The sequence below is a fragment of the Paraburkholderia sediminicola genome (genome assembly GCF_046026675.1).
GTDB classification, from domain to species: Bacteria; Pseudomonadota; Gammaproteobacteria; order Burkholderiales; family Burkholderiaceae; genus Paraburkholderia; species Paraburkholderia sediminicola_F.
This window is the reverse complement of the sequence record NZ_JAQQEY010000001.1, coordinates 2,819,392-2,839,577: the sequence shown is the minus strand read 5'-3', so window position 1 is coordinate 2,839,577 and position 20,186 is coordinate 2,819,392. Positions and strand designations below refer to the sequence as shown.

The 20,186-nt window shown below is 62.4% G+C and carries 21 protein-coding genes; 14 read left to right on the top strand and 7 right to left on the bottom strand.

The annotated features are described in order from the left end of the window. Positions 1-164: 164 nt before the first annotated feature. Together PQQ86_RS12210 and pbpG are read left to right on the top strand one after the other, a co-directional pair. Positions 165-452, top strand: a complete 288-nt coding sequence (locus tag PQQ86_RS12210; RefSeq protein ID WP_408266893.1) for a hypothetical protein — start codon at positions 165-167, stop codon at positions 450-452. An 87-nt stretch (positions 453-539) separates the two neighbouring features. After that, positions 540-1,724 carry a D-alanyl-D-alanine endopeptidase gene (gene pbpG / locus PQQ86_RS12205; RefSeq protein ID WP_408266891.1) on the top strand — a complete coding sequence of 395 codons (1,185 nt, stop codon included), beginning with the start codon at positions 540-542 and terminating at the stop codon, positions 1,722-1,724. 103 nt (positions 1,725-1,827) lie between these two features. Here pbpG and PQQ86_RS12200 read toward each other — a convergent pair whose 3' ends face one another. After that, on the bottom strand, positions 1,828-2,634 hold the full coding sequence (locus PQQ86_RS12200) for an IclR family transcriptional regulator (RefSeq protein WP_097389715.1): 807 nt from the start codon (positions 2,632-2,634) through the stop codon (positions 1,828-1,830). Positions 2,635-2,814: 180 nt separating this feature from the next. On the opposite strand from PQQ86_RS12200, the gene PQQ86_RS12195 reads away from it, so the two are divergent. Both PQQ86_RS12195 and PQQ86_RS12190 read left to right on the top strand, forming a co-directional pair. Next, the gene (locus tag PQQ86_RS12195; RefSeq protein ID WP_408266889.1) at positions 2,815-3,537 is read left to right on the top strand and encodes a (Fe-S)-binding protein; all 723 of its coding nucleotides are present in this window, start codon (positions 2,815-2,817) and stop codon (positions 3,535-3,537) included. A 158-nt stretch (positions 3,538-3,695) separates the two neighbouring features. Further along, positions 3,696-5,111, top strand: a complete 1,416-nt coding sequence (locus PQQ86_RS12190; protein WP_408266887.1) for a lactate utilization protein B — start codon at positions 3,696-3,698, stop codon at positions 5,109-5,111. Positions 5,112-5,199: 88 nt separating this feature from the next. Here the strand turns inward: PQQ86_RS12190 and PQQ86_RS12185 are convergent, their stop codons facing one another. After that, positions 5,200-5,763 (bottom strand): hypothetical protein, encoded by a 564-nt coding sequence (locus PQQ86_RS12185; RefSeq protein ID WP_408266885.1) that lies wholly within the window; start codon positions 5,761-5,763, stop codon positions 5,200-5,202. A 275-nt stretch (positions 5,764-6,038) separates the two neighbouring features. Between PQQ86_RS12185 and PQQ86_RS12180 the strand changes: the two genes are divergently transcribed. From PQQ86_RS12180 to iscX, 10 genes are all read left to right on the top strand, one after another. After that, positions 6,039-6,278 carry a hypothetical protein gene (locus PQQ86_RS12180; RefSeq protein ID WP_154565452.1) on the top strand — a complete coding sequence of 80 codons (240 nt, stop codon included), beginning with the start codon at positions 6,039-6,041 and terminating at the stop codon, positions 6,276-6,278. A gap of 108 nt (positions 6,279-6,386) precedes the next feature. Then, positions 6,387-6,884 carry a low molecular weight protein-tyrosine-phosphatase gene (locus PQQ86_RS12175; protein ID WP_408266882.1) on the top strand — a complete coding sequence of 166 codons (498 nt, stop codon included), beginning with the start codon at positions 6,387-6,389 and terminating at the stop codon, positions 6,882-6,884. A 142-nt stretch (positions 6,885-7,026) separates the two neighbouring features. Beyond that, complete coding sequence (iscR, locus tag PQQ86_RS12170; protein ID WP_028199491.1) at positions 7,027-7,557, top strand: Fe-S cluster assembly transcriptional regulator IscR; 531 nt, start codon at positions 7,027-7,029, stop codon at positions 7,555-7,557. A 74-nt stretch (positions 7,558-7,631) separates the two neighbouring features. Beyond that, positions 7,632-8,855, top strand: coding sequence for an IscS subfamily cysteine desulfurase (locus PQQ86_RS12165; protein ID WP_408266880.1), 1,224 nt, complete (start codon positions 7,632-7,634; stop codon positions 8,853-8,855). Positions 8,856-8,927: 72 nt separating this feature from the next. Then, positions 8,928-9,341, top strand: coding sequence for a Fe-S cluster assembly scaffold IscU (iscU, locus tag PQQ86_RS12160; protein ID WP_028199493.1), 414 nt, complete (start codon positions 8,928-8,930; stop codon positions 9,339-9,341). A 161-nt stretch (positions 9,342-9,502) separates the two neighbouring features. Then, positions 9,503-9,826, top strand: coding sequence for an iron-sulfur cluster assembly protein IscA (iscA, locus tag PQQ86_RS12155; RefSeq protein ID WP_408266877.1), 324 nt, complete (start codon positions 9,503-9,505; stop codon positions 9,824-9,826). A gap of 189 nt (positions 9,827-10,015) precedes the next feature. Continuing rightward, entirely contained in the window at positions 10,016-10,543 is a 528-nt protein-coding gene (hscB, locus tag PQQ86_RS12150; protein ID WP_028199495.1) for a Fe-S protein assembly co-chaperone HscB, read from the top strand. 122 nt (positions 10,544-10,665) lie between these two features. Then, positions 10,666-12,537, top strand: coding sequence for a Fe-S protein assembly chaperone HscA (gene hscA, locus PQQ86_RS12145; protein WP_408266875.1), 1,872 nt, complete (start codon positions 10,666-10,668; stop codon positions 12,535-12,537). Positions 12,538-12,677: 140 nt separating this feature from the next. Further along, a complete protein-coding gene (gene fdx / locus PQQ86_RS12140) occupies positions 12,678-13,019 on the top strand; it encodes an ISC system 2Fe-2S type ferredoxin (RefSeq protein WP_012433562.1) in 342 nt (113 codons plus the stop codon). Positions 13,020-13,034: 15 nt separating this feature from the next. Continuing rightward, positions 13,035-13,232, top strand: a complete 198-nt coding sequence (iscX, locus tag PQQ86_RS12135) for a Fe-S cluster assembly protein IscX (protein WP_007181290.1) — start codon at positions 13,035-13,037, stop codon at positions 13,230-13,232. A 119-nt stretch (positions 13,233-13,351) separates the two neighbouring features. Here the strand turns inward: iscX and PQQ86_RS12130 are convergent, their stop codons facing one another. The 5 genes from PQQ86_RS12130 to PQQ86_RS12110 form a co-directional block, all read right to left on the bottom strand. Next, a complete protein-coding gene (locus tag PQQ86_RS12130; RefSeq protein ID WP_408266873.1) occupies positions 13,352-14,077 on the bottom strand; it encodes a glycine zipper 2TM domain-containing protein in 726 nt (241 codons plus the stop codon). 318 nt (positions 14,078-14,395) lie between these two features. Continuing rightward, positions 14,396-15,922 (bottom strand): lysine--tRNA ligase, encoded by a 1,527-nt coding sequence (gene lysS, locus PQQ86_RS12125; RefSeq protein ID WP_408266871.1) that lies wholly within the window; start codon positions 15,920-15,922, stop codon positions 14,396-14,398. Positions 15,923-16,043: 121 nt separating this feature from the next. Next, positions 16,044-17,148, bottom strand: a protein-coding gene (prfB, locus tag PQQ86_RS12120; protein ID WP_408266869.1) for a peptide chain release factor 2 whose coding sequence is annotated in 2 segments (ribosomal slippage) — positions 16,044-17,066 and positions 17,068-17,148 — 1,104 coding nt in all. Because the reading frame shifts where the segments join, the coding sequence is not laid out codon by codon here. A gap of 151 nt (positions 17,149-17,299) precedes the next feature. Further along, entirely contained in the window at positions 17,300-19,006 is a 1,707-nt protein-coding gene (gene recJ / locus PQQ86_RS12115; RefSeq protein WP_408266867.1) for a single-stranded-DNA-specific exonuclease RecJ, read from the bottom strand. A 16-nt stretch (positions 19,007-19,022) separates the two neighbouring features. After that, positions 19,023-20,168 carry a regulator gene (locus PQQ86_RS12110; RefSeq protein ID WP_408266865.1) on the bottom strand — a complete coding sequence of 382 codons (1,146 nt, stop codon included), beginning with the start codon at positions 20,166-20,168 and terminating at the stop codon, positions 19,023-19,025. Positions 20,169-20,186: the final 18 nt, after the last annotated feature.

Below are 20,186 nucleotides of genomic sequence, written 5' to 3'. Positions count from 1 at the left end.
TCGCACCGCGTTGGTGCGGGATAAATCTGCATTTGTTACCGATTTCAGGAGAGATTTTGACCACGCGATGAGGCGCGGCGTGGGTGGAAGGGCAAATCGGCGTTTGACAAAAAACCCGTCGATTGACCATCCCGATGTAAACCAGAAAGTGTCACGGAACGTTAATGCTCTATGCCGGTCGAATGCGCGTTGGCGGTCTCCAGCAGGTGTTTAACAGCCTGCAGCAGGACTCGCTCGACGTCCCGGCGCGCTGGCAAGGCGTTACATGCCTGCGCTCTGACCGTATTTCCCCTGATCAAGGTTGTCTCGAAATTGCCGTTATGCTGAAAGAATCGGTGCGATTCTGGCGTTTGGCGGCAAGGGCGAGGCAAAGCGCGTTGGCGATCGTTTTTTTCGATCGAAACGTGGCACTTATTTGTGTTTTTGCGATCGGAGCTTACAAGCCGGTTTAAGGAGCGCGTATAAGTGCTTCAAATTGCTAATTTTTCGTTGTTTTACTACACTTGCGGAAACCTCTTGCCGCTCCTTACTGAACACCCATGAAAACCGACATGTTTTCGTCGCTAAAAGTGATCCACGGCGCGGCTCGCAGCACCGCTCTGTCGGTGGCCGCCTCAATGGTCATCGCAGCGGCGTTCGCCACGCCTGTCAGCACTTTTGCCGCCACGCCCGCCACCACGGCAAAAACCTCCAAACACGCGAAAGCGGCCAAAAAGCCCGCCGCGGCCCCCGCCGACAAAGTGTCGAGCAAGAAGGCCGCCAAAGGTGCCGCTGCGAAGACCGTGGCCGCCGCAGATGACGACGCGCCGCGCACGAGCGTCAAGCGCAAGCGCGTGATGTACTCGTCGAACGGCCGTCACCACTCGGTGGTGCGCCGTGTCGCGTACGAACCGCGTCCGCCTACCGTCGGCCAGGCCTTCGGTCTGCACGACACGCCGGACGCGCTGATGCTGCGTTCAAGCGTTGCCTACGTGATCGATCAGAATACCGGCGAATCGCTGTTCGACAAGAATTCGCGCGCCGTGGTGCCGATCGCGTCGATCACCAAGCTGATGACCTCGATGGTGGTGCTCGACTCGAAAGAGCCGATGACCGACCAGATCGAAGTCACCGACGAAGACCGCGATTACGAGAAGAACACCGGCTCGCGTCTGTCGGTGGGCTCGGTGCTCTCGCGTGAAGACATGCTGCACATCGCGTTGATGGCCTCGGAAAATCGCGCGGCCGCCGCGCTGTCGCGTTACTTCCCGGGCGGCCGTCCGGCGTTCCTCGCGGCAATGAACGCGAAGGCCAAGCAGCTCGGCATGACCGATACGCATTTTGAAAACCCCACGGGTTTGACGAGCCAGAATGTTTCGAGCGCGCGCGACCTCGTGAAGATGGTCAACGCGGCGTATCAGTATCCGATGATCCGCAAGTTCTCGACCGACCACAGCTACGAGGTGTACACCGGCAAGCGTTCGCTGGCGTACAACAGCACGAATGCATTGGTGCGTAACCCGACGTGGGACATCGGTCTGCAGAAGACCGGGTTCATTAACGAAGCGGGCGAGTGCCTCGTGATGCAGGCGACCATTCACGGCCGTCCGATGATCATCGTGCTGCTCGATTCGTCGGGTAAGTACTCGCGCTTTGCGGACGCGACGCGTCTGCGCACGTGGCTCGACAACGGTGGCGATCAGCCGCGCATCACCAGCGCGGATGCCGGCGGCTCAGGCACCTGAAGCGCGCTAGCGTACTCTGGCGGCCGGTTTTCGAACCGGCCAGAAAAAAAGCCTCGCAGATGCGAGGCTTTTTTATTGCGTCGGAGGACGCGCGACTAGCCGCTTATGCGTGCTGCGGATGCGTATGTTCCTGCGGCGTCTGTGGACGATAACCAAGCGACTCTGAAATCAACAGCGCCGTTTGGCTGAGCTGCCCCAACCACGAGTCCTGCAAACGATCCGCCGGCGCCGACAGCGACAGGCCCGCAACCAGTTTGCCGGTGTCGTCGTAAATCCCCGCTGCGATGCAGCGCACGCCCAGCTCCAGTTCTTCGTTATCGCGCGCGCAGGCCTGCTGGCGCACATGCGATAACTCACGTTCGAGCTTGGTCAGATCGGTGATGCTGTTCTGCGTGTGACCGGACAGCCCGGTGCGCGTGGCGTAGGCCCGCACGCGAGTCGATTCGTCCGCGGCGAGGAAGAGCTTGCCCACCGAGGTCAGATGCAGCGGCGCCCGCCCGCCAATCGCCCGCACCACCTGCATGCCGGAGCGCTCGGAGTAGGCGCGTTCTATATAGACGATTTCGTCGCCCTGGCGCACCGACAGGTTCACGGTCTGCCCGGTTTGACGGTGCAGTTCGCGCATCGGTGTGAGCGCCGCGTCGCGTACGGACAGCCGCGCCTTCACCAGATTGCCCAGTTCGAGCAGACGCATACCGAGACGGTAAGTGCCGGGGTCCGACCGGTCGACCAGCCGGCACATCACCATGTCGTTCAGGATACGGTGTGCGGTGGACGGGTGCAGCTCCGTGCGGATGGCGAGTTCTTTCAGGCTGACCGGGTCGCTATGCGCAGCGAGTGCATCGAGCAAGCGCATCATGCGTTCGATCACCTGGATCGAAGTTTTGGGATCCGGGTTCGTATCGCTCATGGGGAGGAATCGGTTGACGCGTCAAACAGCGGAAATTGATTGTATCCCGTATTGTGAAAAGATGGAAAGCAGTTGGAACGCCTATTCCAATTTAACGTGGTATTCGTCCTATGCCTTCCGGCCGTTGGTATTGTGCGGCAAACAGCGGATAATCAGGGACGTTTTCCCGAAGGAGGGCTCATGCGAGTCGGATTGTTCGTCACCTGCCTGATCGACCTGATGCGTCCGGAGATCGGTTTTTCGGTCATCAAGCTGATCGAAGCCGCCGGTTTCGAGGTGGTGGTGCCGCCCGCGCAAACCTGTTGCGGGCAGCCCGCGTACAACTCGGGCGAGCGGCGCATCGCGCGCGATCTGGCCGAGAAAACCCTGCGCGAATTCGAACAGTTCGACTATGTCGTGGTGCCGTCCGGTTCGTGCGGCGGCATGATCCGCGCGCATTACGGCGACCTGTTTGCCGACGATCCGGAGCTGATGAACCGCTTCGGCCGGTTGCGCGCCAAAGTGTTCGAGTTGACTGATTTTCTTGTCAATGTGGCCAAGGTGCACTTGCAGCCCGGTGAGTTCGCGGGCCAGGTAACCTACCACGATTCCTGTTCGGGGCTGCGTGAACTGGGTGTCAAAACGCAGCCGCGCGCGCTGCTGGCGCAGGTGGGCGTGGCGGTGACTGAAATGAAGGATTGCGAGCACTGCTGCGGCTTCGGCGGCACCTTCGCGATCAAGTACGGCGACATCTCCACGGCAATCGTCGACGAGAAATGCGCGAATATCGGCGCGAGCGGCGCCGGCACGGTGGTGCTCGGCGACCTCGGCTGCATGCTCAATATCGAAGGCCGCTTGCGGCGCACCGGCGATACCGCCACGCGCGTGCTGCACATCGCCCAGGTGCTGGCCGGCGACGCGTAGCAATCGTCGTAGCGCCCAAACCGCGCAGTTGAATCGGTGCAGGCCATTTCGCGCGCTTCACTCGTTCATTTCACCCGCTTTTCGTTCGCGCATTTCAACAGCACATTTCACTCGCGCTTTTTATTCGCGCTTCTCATCCGAATACGCTCAAGGCCGCCATGCAAGTCCAATCGATGCATTTCAAGGCCCGCGCGGGCCAGAAACTCGCCGACCAGCGTTTGCAGCAGAACCTGATCAAGCTGTCGACCAAGTTCGTGTCGGCCCGCGCCGCGGCCATGACCGCGATCGATTTCCCCGCCACTCGCGCCGCGCTGAAGGAACGCCGCAATCGCGCGCTGGAAAATCTCGACGTCTGGCTCGAAACCTTCGAACGTGAAGCGACCCGGCGCGGCGTCACGGTTTTGTTCGCCGAGACGACGCAGGAGGCCGCGCGCCTCGTCGGCGATATTGCGCGCCGGCACGAGGTGAAGAAGGTGATCAAGACCAAGTCGATGGTCACCGAGGAAATGCGTCTGAACGAAGTGTTGGGGCAGATGGGCGTGCAATCGATCGAAACCGATCTGGGCGAATACATTCTCCAGATCAACGACAACGAGCCGCCCAGCCATATCATCGCGCCGGTCGTCCATAAAGATAAGGACGAGATTGCCGACCTTTTCGCGAAAACGCACGGCCGGCCGCGTCTGACCGAGATCACCGACATGACCCGCGAAGCGCGCGAGATGCTGCGTCCGCACTTCATGACAGCGGACATGGGCGTGACCGGCGGCAACTTTGTGGTGGCGGAGACGGGTTCGGTCGTGCTGGTCACAAACGAGGGTAACGAGGGCATGTGCACGGTGATGCCGCGCGTGCATGTGGCGGTGACCGGCATCGAAAAGGTGTTGCCCACGCTGGAAGATCTCGCGACGGCAATGCGTCTGCTGCCGCGCTCGGCAACCGGTCAGGCGACATCCAACTATTTTTCGGTGCTGACCGGGCCGCGCGGCGCGGGCGATCAGGACGGTCCCGAGCATATGTACGTGGTGCTGGTCGACGGCGGGCGCACGGGGCTGATCGGCGGCGACTTCCAGGACATGTTGCGTTGTATCCGTTGCGGCGCGTGCATGAATCACTGCCCGGTGTATCAGAAGGTGGGTGGGCACGCCTACGGCTGGGTTTATCCGGGACCGATGGGGTCGGTGCTGACGCCGAGCTACGTCGGGATCGACAAGGCACTGGATCTGCCTCAGGCGGCGACGTTGTGCGGCGAGTGCAACAGCGTGTGTCCGGTGGGCATTCCGTTGTCCGATCTGCTGCGCAAACTGCGCGAGAAGCAGGTTGAGCGGCATCTGCGGCCGTGGCGCGAGCGGGCAGGGCTCGCTGTGTGGGGCTTTCTCGCGCTGCACCCGGATGCTTATGCGCTCTTCACCAAGCTGGCGGTTCGTGTGCTGGAAAGAATGGGCGGACGAAATCGTTCGATTGCCAGGTTGCCGCTGGGTGGAGCGGGCTGGACCAACACGCGCGATATGCCGGCGCCGGTTGGCCGCACGTTCAGAGAGTTGTACGCTGCGCAACGCAGCCATATTGGTTGAGCGAGCGGCGCAGTTGTTGAGGTTTGCGCGCCAGGTACGAGAGGCGTGACGCGAGACCGCGCCTACGCCCGCATCGCTCCCTGCCGGATCAATGGTCCGTCATCCCGCCTGGCTGGCGGCCGTTATTGCTTCTGGCCTGCGGATTCCCGCCATTGCCGCGTCCACCGTTGTTGCCTGCCTGCTGTGGCGGAGGGGGCGGTGGGCTGCCTGCTCCCGGCCGTGGCGCATTAGATCCGCTCGGACCTCTTGGCCCGCCAGCCGCACCTTGAGGCGGCGGCCCCCCATGTTGCCCGCCGTTCGGCTGACCATGCCAGCCGCCGTTATCTCCCCGGTTGCCGTTGTTGCTATCGTTGCCGTTATTCGGCCGTCCCCGATCTGGATAGCCCGGGTAGCCCCGATAGCCGGGACCCGGCCCGTAATAGCGGCCCGGCCCGTTGTAGTAACCGGGGCCCCCGTAATTGCTGTAGCCCATGTAGACGTTGGTTTGCGGCACAACCGGCACGCCGGTGGCATAGCCGTCGTAACCGTCATAGCCGCTGTAACCGCCGCCATAGCCGTTGCCAGCCATCGGCGAGCCGTCCGGATAGACCGCGCAGCCACCCAGGAAGGCAGCAGCGACCATGAGGCCGGCGAGTGGAGCAATACGTTTCATTGGAAGGACCAGTGCGAAGATTTCATGTCTGTAAGACAGCTATTATCGCTAACCGTCGCGCCAGCTTTGTATGCGTTTGTAAGGATTTCTTTTTCATGCCATGACGCAGATCAGCGTCGTACGCGGCAGAGGCAGGCCAGTTAAGGGACTGTTCCATCCAGCGCAACGCTGTATCTCGCCCCAGTAGGTTTTTCCCGATTGTAAATTCCTATAGCATTTCGACTGGGCATAGTGGGTCACGAACTCACCAGCCCCTAATCGGAAGAAACCACATCATGAAAAAGACAATATCGGTGTACTGGCCCCTCGCCATCGTTGTGCCGCTTGCTGCGGCAGCCTATCTGCACATTTGCGGCGACGCGGCTTCGCGCTCCTCGCAGGCGCCGCTCGCTGCTGACCAACTGACCGCGGAACTCGCGCGCGCCGTCTCGTACGGCATGGTCGACAACACGACGACGTTGCCGGCCAAGCCTATGCACGCCGTCACGGCAATGCCGGTGGCCGAAGCGTCTTAAGCGTTCTAGGCGCGCGCAGCCTCCGGCGCGATCTGGTCGACCTTTGTATAATCGCGCCACCGTTTCCTAACTGCTGATCCGCGGGCGTTGAGCGTCCGAAAGCCTCTGATGAAAACCATGTCCGTCTGCTTTGTCTGCCTGGGGAACATCTGCCGCTCGCCGACCGCGGAAGGCGTGATGCGCCGTCTGGTCGCCGAGGCGAAGCTTGCGGAGCGCATTCTGATCGATTCCGCCGGCACAGGCGACTGGCACATCGGCCAACCGCCTGACGACCGCGCGCAGCATGCGGCCGAACGGCGAGGTTATGAGTTGGCCGCCTTGCGCGGCCGTCAGGTCGCGGCAGTCGACTTCGAGCGTTTCGATCTGCTGATCGCAATGGACGACAAAAACGTCGCCGCGCTGTGCCAGATCTGTCCGGCGGAGCAGCGTGACAAAATCCGTCTGCTGATGGAATTCGTGCCTGAGGCGGACGGCCGCTGGGGCGGTGCCTGCGAAGTCGTTGACCCCTATTTCGGCGGGGCCGAAGGGTTCGAACAGGTATTAGATCAATGTGAAGCAGCCTGCCGCGGACTGATCACAGTGTTGCGTCCCCAATTGATTGCGTAAGACCGGCGGGTCATCGGCGAAGTCTGGGCCGGCTTATCCAGCAATTAAGCAAATGACCCAAATCACGATAGGGATACTTGACTAATTCAGTCATGTATTTATACTTGACCAAACTTGTCGAGAATTGCGGTTCCCACACCATATGAGACTCACCACGAAAGGCCGTTTCGCCGTCACGGCGATGATTGACCTGGCACTGCGCCAGGAGCAGGGCCCGGTGACGCTTGCGGGTATCAGCCAGCGCCAACATATCTCCCTGTCTTATCTCGAGCAGCTGTTTGGCAAGCTGCGTCGTCACGAAATCGTCGAGTCCGTGCGCGGACCGGGCGGCGGCTACAATCTGGCCCGCCGCGCGGAAGACGTGACCGTCGCCGACATCATTATCGCGGTCGACGAACCGCTCGATGCCACCCAATGCGGCGGAAAGGGCTCGTGCGAGGGCACCAAACAGCACGATGGCCACTGCATGACGCACGAATTGTGGTCCACGCTGAACCAGAAAATGGTCGAGTATCTCGACTCGGTGTCCCTGAAAGATCTGGTCGATCAGCAGCGTTCGCGCGAAGGTGCGCCGGCGGTGTTGCGCGACCGGCGCAACGAGGCGCCGGCGGTCGAACCCGCACGCGTCGTGCCGAAAGGGCCTAATTCAGTTTTCAACATGGCCGGTTCCTAGGCGCGGCAATCTGAACGCACCGCAGCCTGATCAGGAACCCAGAAGCCAGAGCAATGACGTCCCCGGAGCAATTGATGAACAACGACACTCTCCACCTGCCCATTTACATGGACTACAGCGCGACGACGCCGATCGATCCGCGCGTGGTGGACAAGATGATTCCGTACCTGCGCGAGCAGTTCGGCAACCCCGCATCACGCAGCCACTCGTATGGCTGGGACGCGGAGCGTGCGGTCGAAGAAGCGCGCGAGAACGTCGCCGCGCTGGTGAATGCCGATCCGCGCGAGATCATCTGGACCTCGGGCGCAACAGAGTCGGACAACCTCGCGATCAAGGGTGCGGCGCACTTCTACAAGAGCAAGGGTAAGCACATCATCACGGTGAAGACCGAGCACAAGGCTGTGCTCGACACTTGCCGCGAACTCGAGCGCGAAGGCTTCGAAGTCACGTATCTGGACGTGCAGGACGACGGTCTGATCGACCTTGAAAAGTTCAAGGCGGCGCTGCGTCCGGACACGATTCTGGTGTCGGTCATGTCGGTGAACAACGAGATCGGCGTGGTCCAGGACATCGAGGCGATCGGCGAGATCACCCGTGAAAAGGGCATCATTTTTCACGTCGACGCGGCGCAAGCCACCGGCAAGATCGCGATCGATCTGCAAAAGCTGAAGGTCGACCTGATGTCGTTCTCGGCGCACAAGACGTATGGTCCGAAGGGCATTGGCGCGCTGTACGTGCGTCGCAAGCCGCGTATCCGTATCGAAGCGCAGATGCACGGCGGCGGTCACGAGCGCGGCATGCGCTCGGGCACGCTGGCTACGCACCAGATCGTCGGTATGGGCGAAGCGTTCCGTATCGCGCGCGAAGAAATGGCGACGGAAAACGAACGCATCCGTATGCTGCGCGACCGTCTGCTGCGTGGCCTGCAGGACATGGAAGAAACCTATGTGAACGGCGACATGGAAAAGCGTGTGCCGCACAACCTGAACATCAGCTTCAATTTCGTCGAAGGCGAATCGCTGATCATGGCGGTGAAGGACGTGGCGGTGTCGTCGGGTTCGGCGTGTACGTCGGCTTCGCTGGAACCGTCGTATGTGCTGCGTGCACTGGGTCGCAACGACGAACTGGCGCACAGCTCGATCCGCTTTACGGTGGGCCGCTTCACGACCGAGCAGGATGTCGATTACGTGATCAACCTGCTGAAGACCAAGATTTCGAAGCTGCGCGACTTGTCGCCGCTGTGGGAAATGCACAAGGACGGGATCGATATTTCGACCATCCAGTGGGCAGCGCACTGACGCGCCAGTTTGGACGACGTCGAATTTATCGAATTGCAAATTGCAGGTTGAAACGGATCAAGGAGTGTCATCATGGCTTATAGCGACAAGGTTCTGGACCACTACGAAAACCCGCGCAACGTTGGTTCCTTCGCGAAGGACGACGATGCAGTCGGCACCGGCATGGTCGGCGCGCCGGCATGCGGCGACGTGATGAAGCTGCAGATCCGCGTGGGTGCGGACGGCATTATTGAAGACGCGAAGTTCAAGACGTACGGCTGCGGTTCGGCGATCGCATCGAGCTCGCTCGTCACCGAATGGGTGAAGGGCAAGACGCTCGATCAGGCCATGTCGATCAAGAACACGCAGATCGCCGAAGAACTGGCGCTGCCGCCGGTGAAGATCCACTGCTCGATCCTCGCGGAAGACGCGATCAAGGCAGCGGTCGCCGACTACAAGCAACGCCACGGTGAAGCAGTCGTCGAAGGCGACAAGCAACACGCGTAAGCGGCGGTTGGGCGCTCGTTTGAGTGCTCATTTGGGTAAGTCGAAGCGGGCGGTGCGGGCAAAAAACACCGTCCGGCATGAGCGATATTTGAAGCAGGCAGGGTAGCAGCGCGTCAATAGGCACAAGAGTGACGAACACGCGCGGCGCAATGAGAAACGCTATGGCAATTACGTTGACCGAAAAGGCAGCACAGCACGTCCAGAAGTATCTGACTCGCCGCGGCAAGGGTGTCGGGCTGCGCGTGGGCGTGCGCACCACGGGTTGCTCGGGTTTGGCCTACAAGCTCGAGTACGTGGATGAACTCGCGCCCGAAGACGAAGTGTTCGACTGCAACGGCGTGAAAGTCATCGTCGACCCGAAGAGCCTCGCCTATATCGACGGCACCGAACTCGACTTCGCACGCGAAGGGTTGAACGAAGGCTTCAAGTTCAACAACCCGAACGTGAAGGACGAGTGCGGTTGCGGCGAATCGTTCCGCGTGTAAATCGGCTCACTCCGCGTGCAGCGGATCAAAGGCGGCGCGTGCCGCCTTTTTAGTTTCATCCGCGCATCCGGGTTGGCACTTTTCGGCTGACTTTGCCGCTGAATCCGCCACCGAGTCTCCATGGCGCTTTCGATCCGCGTTTTTAGCCTGCACTCCGGTGCGCTTTCCTGAACGGACTCCTTTTATCCGATGGCCTCGCTGAACGACAGCCACTTCGACCTATTCGATCTGCCGGCGCAATTCGCGCTCGACGCAGCGGCACTCGATCACGCCTACCGCACGGTGCAGGCACAAGTGCATCCGGACCGCTTCGCGGCGGCCGGCGACGCGCAAAAGCGCATCGCGATGCAATGGGCGACGCGCACCAACGAGGCGTATCAGACCTTGCGCGATCCGTTGAAGCGCGCGACCTATCTGTTGCATCTGCGCGGCATCGACGTCGGCGCGGAGAACAATACGGCGATGGAGCCGGCGTTCCTGATGCAGCAGATGGAGTGGCGCGAAGGCATTGAAGACGCGGCCGCGGCGAAGAACGTCGACGCGCTCGACGCCTTGCTGACCGAACTGCGCGACGAAGAGCGCATGCGTTTCGACAAGCTTGGCGCGCTGCTCGACAGCGGCGCGAATCAGGCGGCGGGCGAGGCGGTGCGGCAGTTGATGTTCATCGAGCGGGTGGCGTCGGAAATCGGCACGCAGATCGAGCGGCTCGAGAACTAGCGATCCGGCGGCCCGATGCGCGGCGGCGCCGCGCATATGAATACGCAGCGATAACAGCCGTAGAAATACATCCAGCAACGCGAAAATTCAGGACGGGGCCCAGCGGCCCCGAGAAGATCCAGATGGCCCTACTGCAAATCTCCGAACCCGGCATGGCGCCGGCGCCCCATCAGCGGCGCCTGGCGGTCGGTATCGATCTCGGCACCACCAATTCCCTTGTCGCCGCCGTGCGCAGCGGCGTGCCTGACGTGCTGCCCGACGAAGACGGCTATGCGCTGCTGCCGTCGGTGGTGCGCTACCTGGAAAAGGGCGGCCGCCGTATCGGCCGCACGGCCAAGGCTGAAGCCGCGACCGATCCGCGCAACACGATCGTGTCGGTCAAGCGCTTCATGGGCCGCGGCAAGGCCGAAGTGGAAGGCGCCGAGAACGCGCCATACGATTTCATCGACGCGCCCGGCATGGTGCAGATCCGTACCGTCGACGGCGTGAAAAGCCCGGTCGAAGTATCGGCGGAAATTCTTGCGACGCTGCGCCAGCGTGCCGAAGATACGCTGGGTGACGAACTGGTCGGCGCAGTCATTACCGTGCCCGCGTATTTCGACGAAGCACAGCGCCAGGCGACCAAAGACGCCGCGCGTCTGGCCGGCCTGAACGTGCTGCGTCTGCTGAACGAGCCGACCGCGGCGGCGATCGCCTACGGTCTCGATAACGGCTCAGAAGGCCTCTTCGCGGTCTACGACCTCGGCGGCGGCACCTTCGATCTGTCGATTCTGAAGCTCACCAAAGGTGTGTTCGAAGTGCTCGCGGCGGGCGGCGATTCCGCGCTCGGCGGCGACGATTTCGACCATGCCCTGTATCGACACGTGCTGGAACAGGCGGGCATCGCACCGCAAACGCTCGCACCGGAAGACGTCCGCCTGCTGCTCGACAGCGTACGCGTGACCAAGGAGGCGTTGTCCGACGCGTCGAATGCGAAGGTACAGGCAACGCTCTCGAACGGCACGCAGATCGATCTGACGGTCGACGAGGCCACTTTCGAGGCCATCACTCAGGCGCTGGTTCAACGCACGCTTGGACCCACGAAGAAAGCGCTGCGCGATGCCAAGGTTGCGACCGGGGACATCAAGGGCGTGGTGCTGGTCGGCGGCGCGACGCGCATGCCGGTGATCCGCCGTGCGGTCGAGTCGTTCTTCGGCCAGCCGCCTTTGATCAACCTCGACCCGGATCAGGTTGTCGCGCTCGGCGCGGCGATCCAGGCCGATCTGCTCGCGGGCAATCGTGGCGCCGACGGCGACGACTGGCTGCTGCTCGACGTGATTCCGCTGTCGCTGGGTGTCGAAACGATGGGCGGTTTGACCGAGAAGATCATCCCGCGCAATTCGACGATTCCGGTCGCTCGCGCGCAGGATTTCACAACGTTCAAGGACGGCCAGACGGCCATGGCGATCCATGTCGTGCAAGGCGAGCGCGAGCTCGTCAGCGATTGCCGTTCGCTCGCGCGTTTCGAGCTGCGCGGCATTCCGCCGATGGCCGCCGGCGCGGCGCGGATTCGCGTCACATACCAGGTCGACGCGGACGGCCTGCTGTCGGTGTTCGCGCGTGAGCAGGGCTCGGGCGTAGAAGCGTCGGTGGTGGTCAAGCCGTCCTACGGCCTTGCCGACGACGATATCGCCCGGATGCTCGAAGAGAGCTTCTCGACCGCCGAAGTCGACATGCGTGCTCGCGCGTTGCGCGAAGCGCAAGTCGAAGCACAGCGACTCGTCGAAGCCACCGACGCCGCGCTCGCTGCCGACGCCGAATTGCTCGACGACAGCGAACGCGCCGAACTCGACACGCTGCTCATCGCATTGCGCAACATCGCCGAAAGCGACGACGCCGACGCGATCGAAGCCGCGACCAAAACGCTCGCCGAAGGCACCGACGAATTCGCCGCCCGCCGCATGAACAAGGGCATTCGCCGCGCGCTGGCCGGCCGCAAGCTCGACGAGATCTGAGCGTCTTGCGGCGTGGCCGCGCGATGCGCGCCAGCCGGCAATGAACCGCGCCGCGCGGACTTAAAAAGTCCGTGTGACGCCAGTAAAATGGTACGGAGCCTGTTTGCGGCCGCCGTGCCGCAGACCCAAACGGAAAATGTATGCCTCAAATCGTTGTGCTGCCCCACGTCGAACTGTGCCCGGAAGGCGCGGTGATCGATGCCGTGCCCGGCAAGAGCATCTGCGACAATCTGCTCGAACACGGCATCGAAATCGAGCACGCGTGCGAGAAGTCCTGCGCGTGCACGACTTGTCACGTGATCGTGCGTGAGGGTTTCGCCGCCTTGACGCCGTCCGAAGAAGACGAGGACGATCTGCTGGACAAGGCGTGGGGGCTCGAACCGGCCTCGCGTCTGTCGTGCCAGGCGATGGTGCCGGCCGAGCAGGATCTGGTTGTCGAGATCCCGCGCTACTCGATCAATCACGCGAAGGAAAATCACTAACTGGAGGATGCAGCCATGAAGTGGACCGATACGCAAGACATCGCGATGGCCCTGACTGACAAGCACCAGGACATCGATCCGCAACAGGTGCGCTTCACTGATTTGCACCGGTGGGTCACCGAGCTGGAAGGTTTCGACGACGACCCTAACCGATCGAACGAAAAGATCCTCGAAGCGATTCAGGCTGCATGGATCGAAGACGCGGATTACTAAGCACAACGCTGGGTGGTCCGCCGGCGGTGGGGCGCGATTGATTCCGCTTCGGCTGCGGCAAAGAAAAAGGCGATTCCATTGGAATCGCCTTTTTTAACGCCCGCAGAATCTTCAGGTGGTCAGCTTGCCACGAGCGTGCCGTTTTCGACCCGCACGCGCTGGCCTTGCTGGAACGGCGGCGTATCGTGATACGTGAAGTAGCGCGTCTTGCCGCTTTCCATCCGCACCCGCACGGAATAGGACGTCGTGCTGCGGATGTGCTTTTCGACCGAATTACCGGCCAGGCCACCACCGAGCGCGCCCAGCACCGTCATTGCGGTACGGCCGTTGCCGCTGCCGAACTGGTTGCCGACTACGCCGCCGGCCACCGCGCCGCCGACCGCACCGATACCCGTGCCATGGCCTTCCTGACGTACCGCCGAGATGCCTTCGACCGTGCCGCAAGTCGAGCAGTAGGCCGGTTGCGACGGCTGTTGCTGGCCGTACTGCGGTGCCGGTTGGGCCTGTTGCTGCTGAGCGTACTGTTGTTGCTGCGTCGGCGCCGGCGCGCGTTGAGGCACCTGTTGCTGCGCTGCCTGTTGTTGAGCTTGTTGCGCTTCGACCTGCGCGGCTGCCTGTTGAGCGGCCGGGCTTGCCGGCGCCGCCGAATCGACCACGCCCGGTTGGGTGGCCACTTGCGCAGCCTGGGTCTGATCGGTTTGCGAGCCGCTGCTCGACGCCTTCGGGAACAGGCCCGTGACGGCCGCTGTCGCGACAAGACTTGCGATGATCACGGCACCCGCAGCAGTAGCGACGAGCGGGTGAAGACGACGTTGTTGCGTGGGTTTGGTATCTGGATTATCCATATTGGCCTCCGTCTGGAGCAGAGTCGACTGTTATTGAGACTGAGTGTCGGGCAAATCGATCCCGGAAGGGTTTCAATTTGTAACCATTTCCGGGCAATCATCGCGGCGCTTTCGCGTCAAAGCGCGCGCAGCGCGGCGGGGTGCCTGATTTCTTGCGGGTCCGCGGCAACTTATGAAAACCGCAGCTCAGCGGCGAAAATGCGCTTTTTACCGATGGTTACAAACTGTCAGCATTCGGCTGTCGGTATTTTTCACGCGCCGTAAGAAAAAACGCCCGACATCGAGCCGGGCGTTTTTCTTTTGCAAACCGCGCAACGATCAGTCTTCGCGGCGCAGATGCGGGAACAGAATCACGTCGCGAATGCTCGGGCTGTCGGTCAGCATCATGACCAGACGGTCGATGCCGATGCCGCAACCGCCGGCCGGCGGCATGCCGTACTCCAGCGCGCGGATGTAGTCCGCGTCGTAGAACATTGCTTCTTCGTCGCCGGCGTCTTTCTGGTCAACCTGCTTCTTGAAGCGGGCGGCCTGGTCTTCCGGGTCGTTCAGCTCAGAGAAACCGTTGGCGATTTCACGGCCCGTGATGAACAGCTCGAAACGCTCGGTGATGCCGGCGACCTTGTCCGACGCGCGCGCCAAAGGCGACACTTCAACCGGGTAGTCGATGATGTAGGTCGGCTCCCACAGTTGCGACTCGGCGGTCTCTTCGAATAGCGCCAGTTGCAGTGCGCCCACGCCTGCATTCAGGAATTGCGGCTTCGACGCGTCCACGCCGAACTTCTTCAGTTCGGTGCGCAGGAATGCGTCGTCGCCGAGTTGCGCGTCCGTGTATTGCGGCGCGTACTTCTGGATCGCCTGGCTGATCGTCAGACGGTGGAACGGCTTGGCCAGATCCAGTTCGCGGCCCTGATAGCTGATCGTCGCGGTACCCAGCGAGTCGATCGCCGCCTGGCGGATCAACTGCTCGGTGAAATCCATCAGCCACTTGTAATCGGTGTACGCCGCGTAGAACTCGATCATCGTGAATTCCGGATTGTGGCGGACCGACACGCCCTCATTGCGGAAGTTACGGTTGATCTCGAACACTCGCTCGAAGCCGCCGACCACGAGACGCTTCAGATACAGTTCCGGCGCGATGCGCAGGAACATCTGCATATCAAGCGCGTTGTGGTGCGTTTTGAACGGCTTGGCCGCCGCGCCGCCCGGAATCGGATGCAGCATCGGCGTTTCGACTTCCATGAAGTCGGCATCCGACATGAACTTGCGGATCGACGAAATCGCCTTGGTGCGCGCGACGAAGGTCTTGCGCGTTTCCGGCGTGACGATCAGGTCGACGTAGCGCTGGCGGTACTTCATTTCCTGGTCGGCGAGACCATGGAACTTGTCCGGCAGCGGACGCAGCGACTTCGACAGCAAACGCAGTTCGGTACAACGCACCGACAGTTCGCCCTTGTTGGTGCGGAACAGCACGCCGCGCGTCGCGATGATGTCACCCATGTCCCACTTCTTGAAGGCGTCGTACGTTTCCTGACCGACGTCGGCGGGCGTGATGAAGAACTGGATCTGACCCGAGCCGTCGCGCACGGTTGCGAAGCTCGCCTTGCCCATCACGCGCTTGAGCATCATGCGGCCGGCGATCGCGACTTCGAGCGGATTCGCTTCCAGTGCTTCCTTGTCGGTCTCTGCGTACTGCGTTTGCAGATCTTCAGCGTGATGCGTGGGGCGGAAATCGTTCGGATAGGCGACGCCTTGCTCACGCAGTTCGCGCAGCTTTTCGCGGCGCTCGGCCATGATCTTGTTGTCGTCCCCCTCGGGCGCGGCATTAGGCTGGGTCGGTTCGGTCATGATGATTTGGTATTCGGTGGCCCGCACCAGGATGGTCCGCATGCGGGTGGCCAGTCAGTAAAAACCTCAGGCGGTAAAAAGATGCGGCGCAGCAATGCGATGCATGCCGCGCCGGTTGCGCTTAGACGCCCTGTTTCAGGCTGGCGCTGATAAACGGATCGAGGTCGCCGTCGAGCACGCTCTTGGTATTGCTGATTTCGACGTTGGTGCGCAGATCCTTGATACGGCTGTTGTCCAGCACGTACGAGCGAATCTGATGACCCCAGCCCACATCGGTCTTGCCAGCTTCGAGCTTGTCCTGCTCGGCCTGACGCTTGCGGATTTCCGCTTCGTACAGGCGCGATTTCAGCATGGCCATGGCTTCGGCACGGTTGCGGTGCTGCGAACGGTCGTTCTGGCACTGCACGACGATGCCCGAGGGCATGTGCGTAATCCGCACGGCCGAATCGGTCTTGTTGATGTGCTGACCGCCCGCGCCGGATGCGCGGTACGTGTCGATGCGCAGATCGGCCGGATTGATGTCGACTTCGATCGAATCGTCGATTTCCGGATACACGAACACCGACGAGAACGACGTATGACGGCCGCCCGACGAATCGAACGGCGACTTGCGCACGAGGCGGTGCACGCCGGTTTCGGTGCGCAAAAAGCCGTACGCGTATTCGCCTTCGATCTTGATCGTGGCGTTCTTGATGCCCGCGACGTCGCCTTCGGTCTGTTCCAGCACTTCGGTTTTGAAACCCTTGCGCTCGCAGTAGCGCAGGTACTGACGCAGTAGCATGGACGCCCAGTCGCACGCTTCGGTGCCGCCGGCGCCAGCTTGAATGTCGAGGAAGGCGTTGTTCGGGTCGGCCGGATTCGCGAACATCCGGCGGAATTCCATGTCGGCGACGCGCTGTTCGATGCCTTGCGCGTCTGATTCGCAGGCTACGAGGGTTTCCTCGTCGTCTTCTTCACGAGCCATGTCGAACAGGTCCTGCGCGTCGCGCAGATCGTTATCGAGCGACGTGAGTTTGCCTACGACGTCGTCGAGCAGCTTCTTTTCCCGGCCGAGGGCCTGGGCGTGCTTCGAGTCGTTCCAGACGTCCGGGTCTTCGAGTTCCCGGTTGACTTCGATTAGACGCAGTGCTTTGTCGTCGTAGTCAAAGATACCCCCGTAGCGAGTCTGCGCGCGTGCGCAGGTCCGCCAGTGAGGCTTCGATCGCGTTGAGACGTTCCGCTTCCATGTCGATCTTTTATAGCTTCGTAAAAAGGGGAAATTATAGCCGATCGGCGCCCCGCGCCGGAGGCTCTTGAGCGATCCGGCGCGGGTTTGGGGTTGATTTTGCGGTGATTTTCGACGCCGTTGCGCATCCTGCGGGCGTCTCGGACAACGTGCTAGCTCGCCGCGTGCTCGACGATCAATTGCACTCGTGACACGCCATTCCACGTGTCGCTGGCGAGCCGGTAGGCGACCGTGGTGCGTGCGGGTAGCGTATCGGTGTGATTGAACCAGATCGCGTTGAAGCGCTGGCGGCCGCGCACGAGTTGCAGCTTCAGATGCTTGTCCTTAACCAGCGCCTGCGACGCAATGTCGAACTCGCCGGAAAACACCGGCGCCGGGAAGCCTTGGCCCCATACGGCGGCGTCGAGCATTTCGACGAATTGCGGCGTGAAATAGGCGTCTTCGAGTTCGCCGTCCGTTTCGACCGTGCGCGAGAGCGCCTCTTCGGAGAGCCATTCCTGGCCCACTGCCTCGAACGCGGCGGTGAAGCGCGGGACGTCGGCGGCGGCCATCGTCAGGCCCGCGGCCATCGCGTGGCCGCCGAATTTGGCGATCAGGCCCGGCTCGCGCTTCGAGATCAGATCGAGCGCGTCACGCAGATGGAAGCCCGAAATCGAGCGGCCCGAGCCTTTGACGAGCTGGCCGCTGTCGTCGGCGAGCGCGAACGTGAACGACGGCCGGTGGAATTTTTCCTTCAACCGTCCGGCGACGATGCCGATCACGCCCTGGTGCCAGCCCGGATTGAACAGCGTGATGGTGGTCGCGCCCTCAGGATTGATAGCCGAGAGGTCTTCGAGCGCCTGCTGCTGCATGCCGGCTTCGATTTCGCGGCGCTCGCGGTTCATCGTATCGAGTTGTTGCGCGAGATCCCATGCGCGGCCGATGTCGTCCGTGGTCAGGCACTCGATGCCGAGCGACATGTCCGACAGGCGGCCGGCCGCGTTCAGGCGCGGCCCAAGCGCGAAACCGAGGTCGAAACCCGAGGCGCTGCGGGCGTCGCGCGCGGCCGCGCGAAAGAGGGCGGCGATGCCCGGCTGCATCTTGCCCTTGCGGATCCGCTGCAGACCTTGCGCGACCAGCACGCGGTTATTGCCGTCGAGCTTGACCACGTCGGCCACCGTGCCGAGCGCGACCAGATCGAGCAGGCCGTCCAGACGCGGCTCGGGGAAATCGTCGTTGAAGGCGCCGCGGCGGCGCAATTCCGCGCGCAATGCCAGCAGCACATAAAACATCACACCGACGCCCGCGATGCACTTGCTTGGGAACGTGCAGCCCGGCTGGTTCGGATTGACGATCGCGCGTGCCGCCGGCAGTTCGTCGCCGGGGAGGTGGTGATCGGTGACCAGCACGTCGATGCCGAGCGCATTGGCCGCTTCGACGCCGTCGACGCTGGCGATGCCGTTATCGACCGTAATCAGCAGTTCCGGCTTGCCCGACTCACTGCGGGCGGCCAGCGCGACGATCTCAGGCGTGAGGCCATAGCCGTACTCGAAGCGGTTCGGCACCAGATATTCGATCTGGCCGCCGAACATGCGCAGGCCGCGCACCGCGACCGCGCAGGCGGTGGCGCCGTCACAGTCGTAGTCGGCGACCACCAGCATGCGGCGCTTGCCCTGGATTGCATCGGCGAGCAGCACGGCGGCGTCTTCGCAGCCTTTGAGCCCGGCGGGCGGCACGAGCCGCGCGAGACCGGTTTCGATTTCATCGGGCATACACACGCCGCGCGCGGCATACAGACGCGCGAGCACCGGATGCAGGCCGTGGCGGGTTAGGACTTCGGCGTCGACGGGTGACGAGGCGCGCGTAACGATTCGAGTCATTCGGAAAGGCCGTGGATCATTCGATAAACAGCGACGCGAACACGCGCCGTCGCCAGAATTTGCGCAGGTCGCCGCGCGTGATCGTGAGCGTCACCGAGCCGGTGTCGCCGCACAGTGTCAGGGCGAGTTCGTTTAGCTGGCCGGATTGCAGCGCTTGTAGCGCAGGTTCGAACCAGTCGGTTTGCAATGCGGCGAAGGCGTCGTTCCAGCGCGCCCAGTCCTGCTCGATGTAAGGCGCGGAGAAAGGATCGAGTTCGACCAGCGTGGCGCCGTTGGCATGTGTGTCGGCGGATGCGCCAACCGACGTGTTGCCCGAGGCGCCGTTCGCCGCGGAAGCGGCCTGGAACGCCGCAAACGACGCCGGCGGTGCCGCGGTCTGGACGCCAGACGTCATGGCGAGGCCACGCGTGGCCGCCGCGTCGGAAAACACCTGCGCGAACGGGCTCCTCACCGGCTGCGCCGCGCCTTGTGCATGAAACCAGATCGAGTTGACAGCTGGCAGGCCACGCGCCTCGCGCGCTTCATTGACGGGATGCTCGAACCACGCCATCTGGACTTCGTTCTGGAGCTTCATCCAGGCGCGTGAACGTTCGCCGGAATGGGCCTCGTGCGGCAGCCAGATTTCGATGTTGCGACCGCTTGCACGCAACGGCGACGCCCCTGCCAGCGTGCCGAAGCCGTCGCCCGACAAGTACCAGCGTGTGGGCTTCGGCGCTTCGATGCGCACGCCGAGTTCCTCGATCAACGGCCGGGCGACCGCCAGCAGCACGCTGGCTTCGTCGTCGGACAGTTCGAGCGAGGCCGGATCGATTAGCACCAGATGGTCATGCGCGATACGCACGTGCACCGGCTGCACGCAGGCCCACGTGGCGTTGCCGGGCTCGCCGCCATCGGCGCGCAGCATGTACGGCGCGAGCGGCGCTTCGTCCGCGGCCGCCGCGCCGCTCGGCAGCGCGCCGAACTGGCGCGCCACCCAGCGCTCGTGCGGCAGCGTACGCTGAAAATCTTCACCGACCACGCGTTCGACCAGCGTCGCGCGGGCGATCAGCCGGTCGAGAGCCGGACTCTGGATGTCGTGCAGGGCGGTGGAGGCGTCCGCTGCGGCGGGCAGCGCGAAGGGCAGGAGAAGATGAAGACGGTTGGCGTGCATGATGCTGCGCATTGTAGGGCAAAGAGTGCG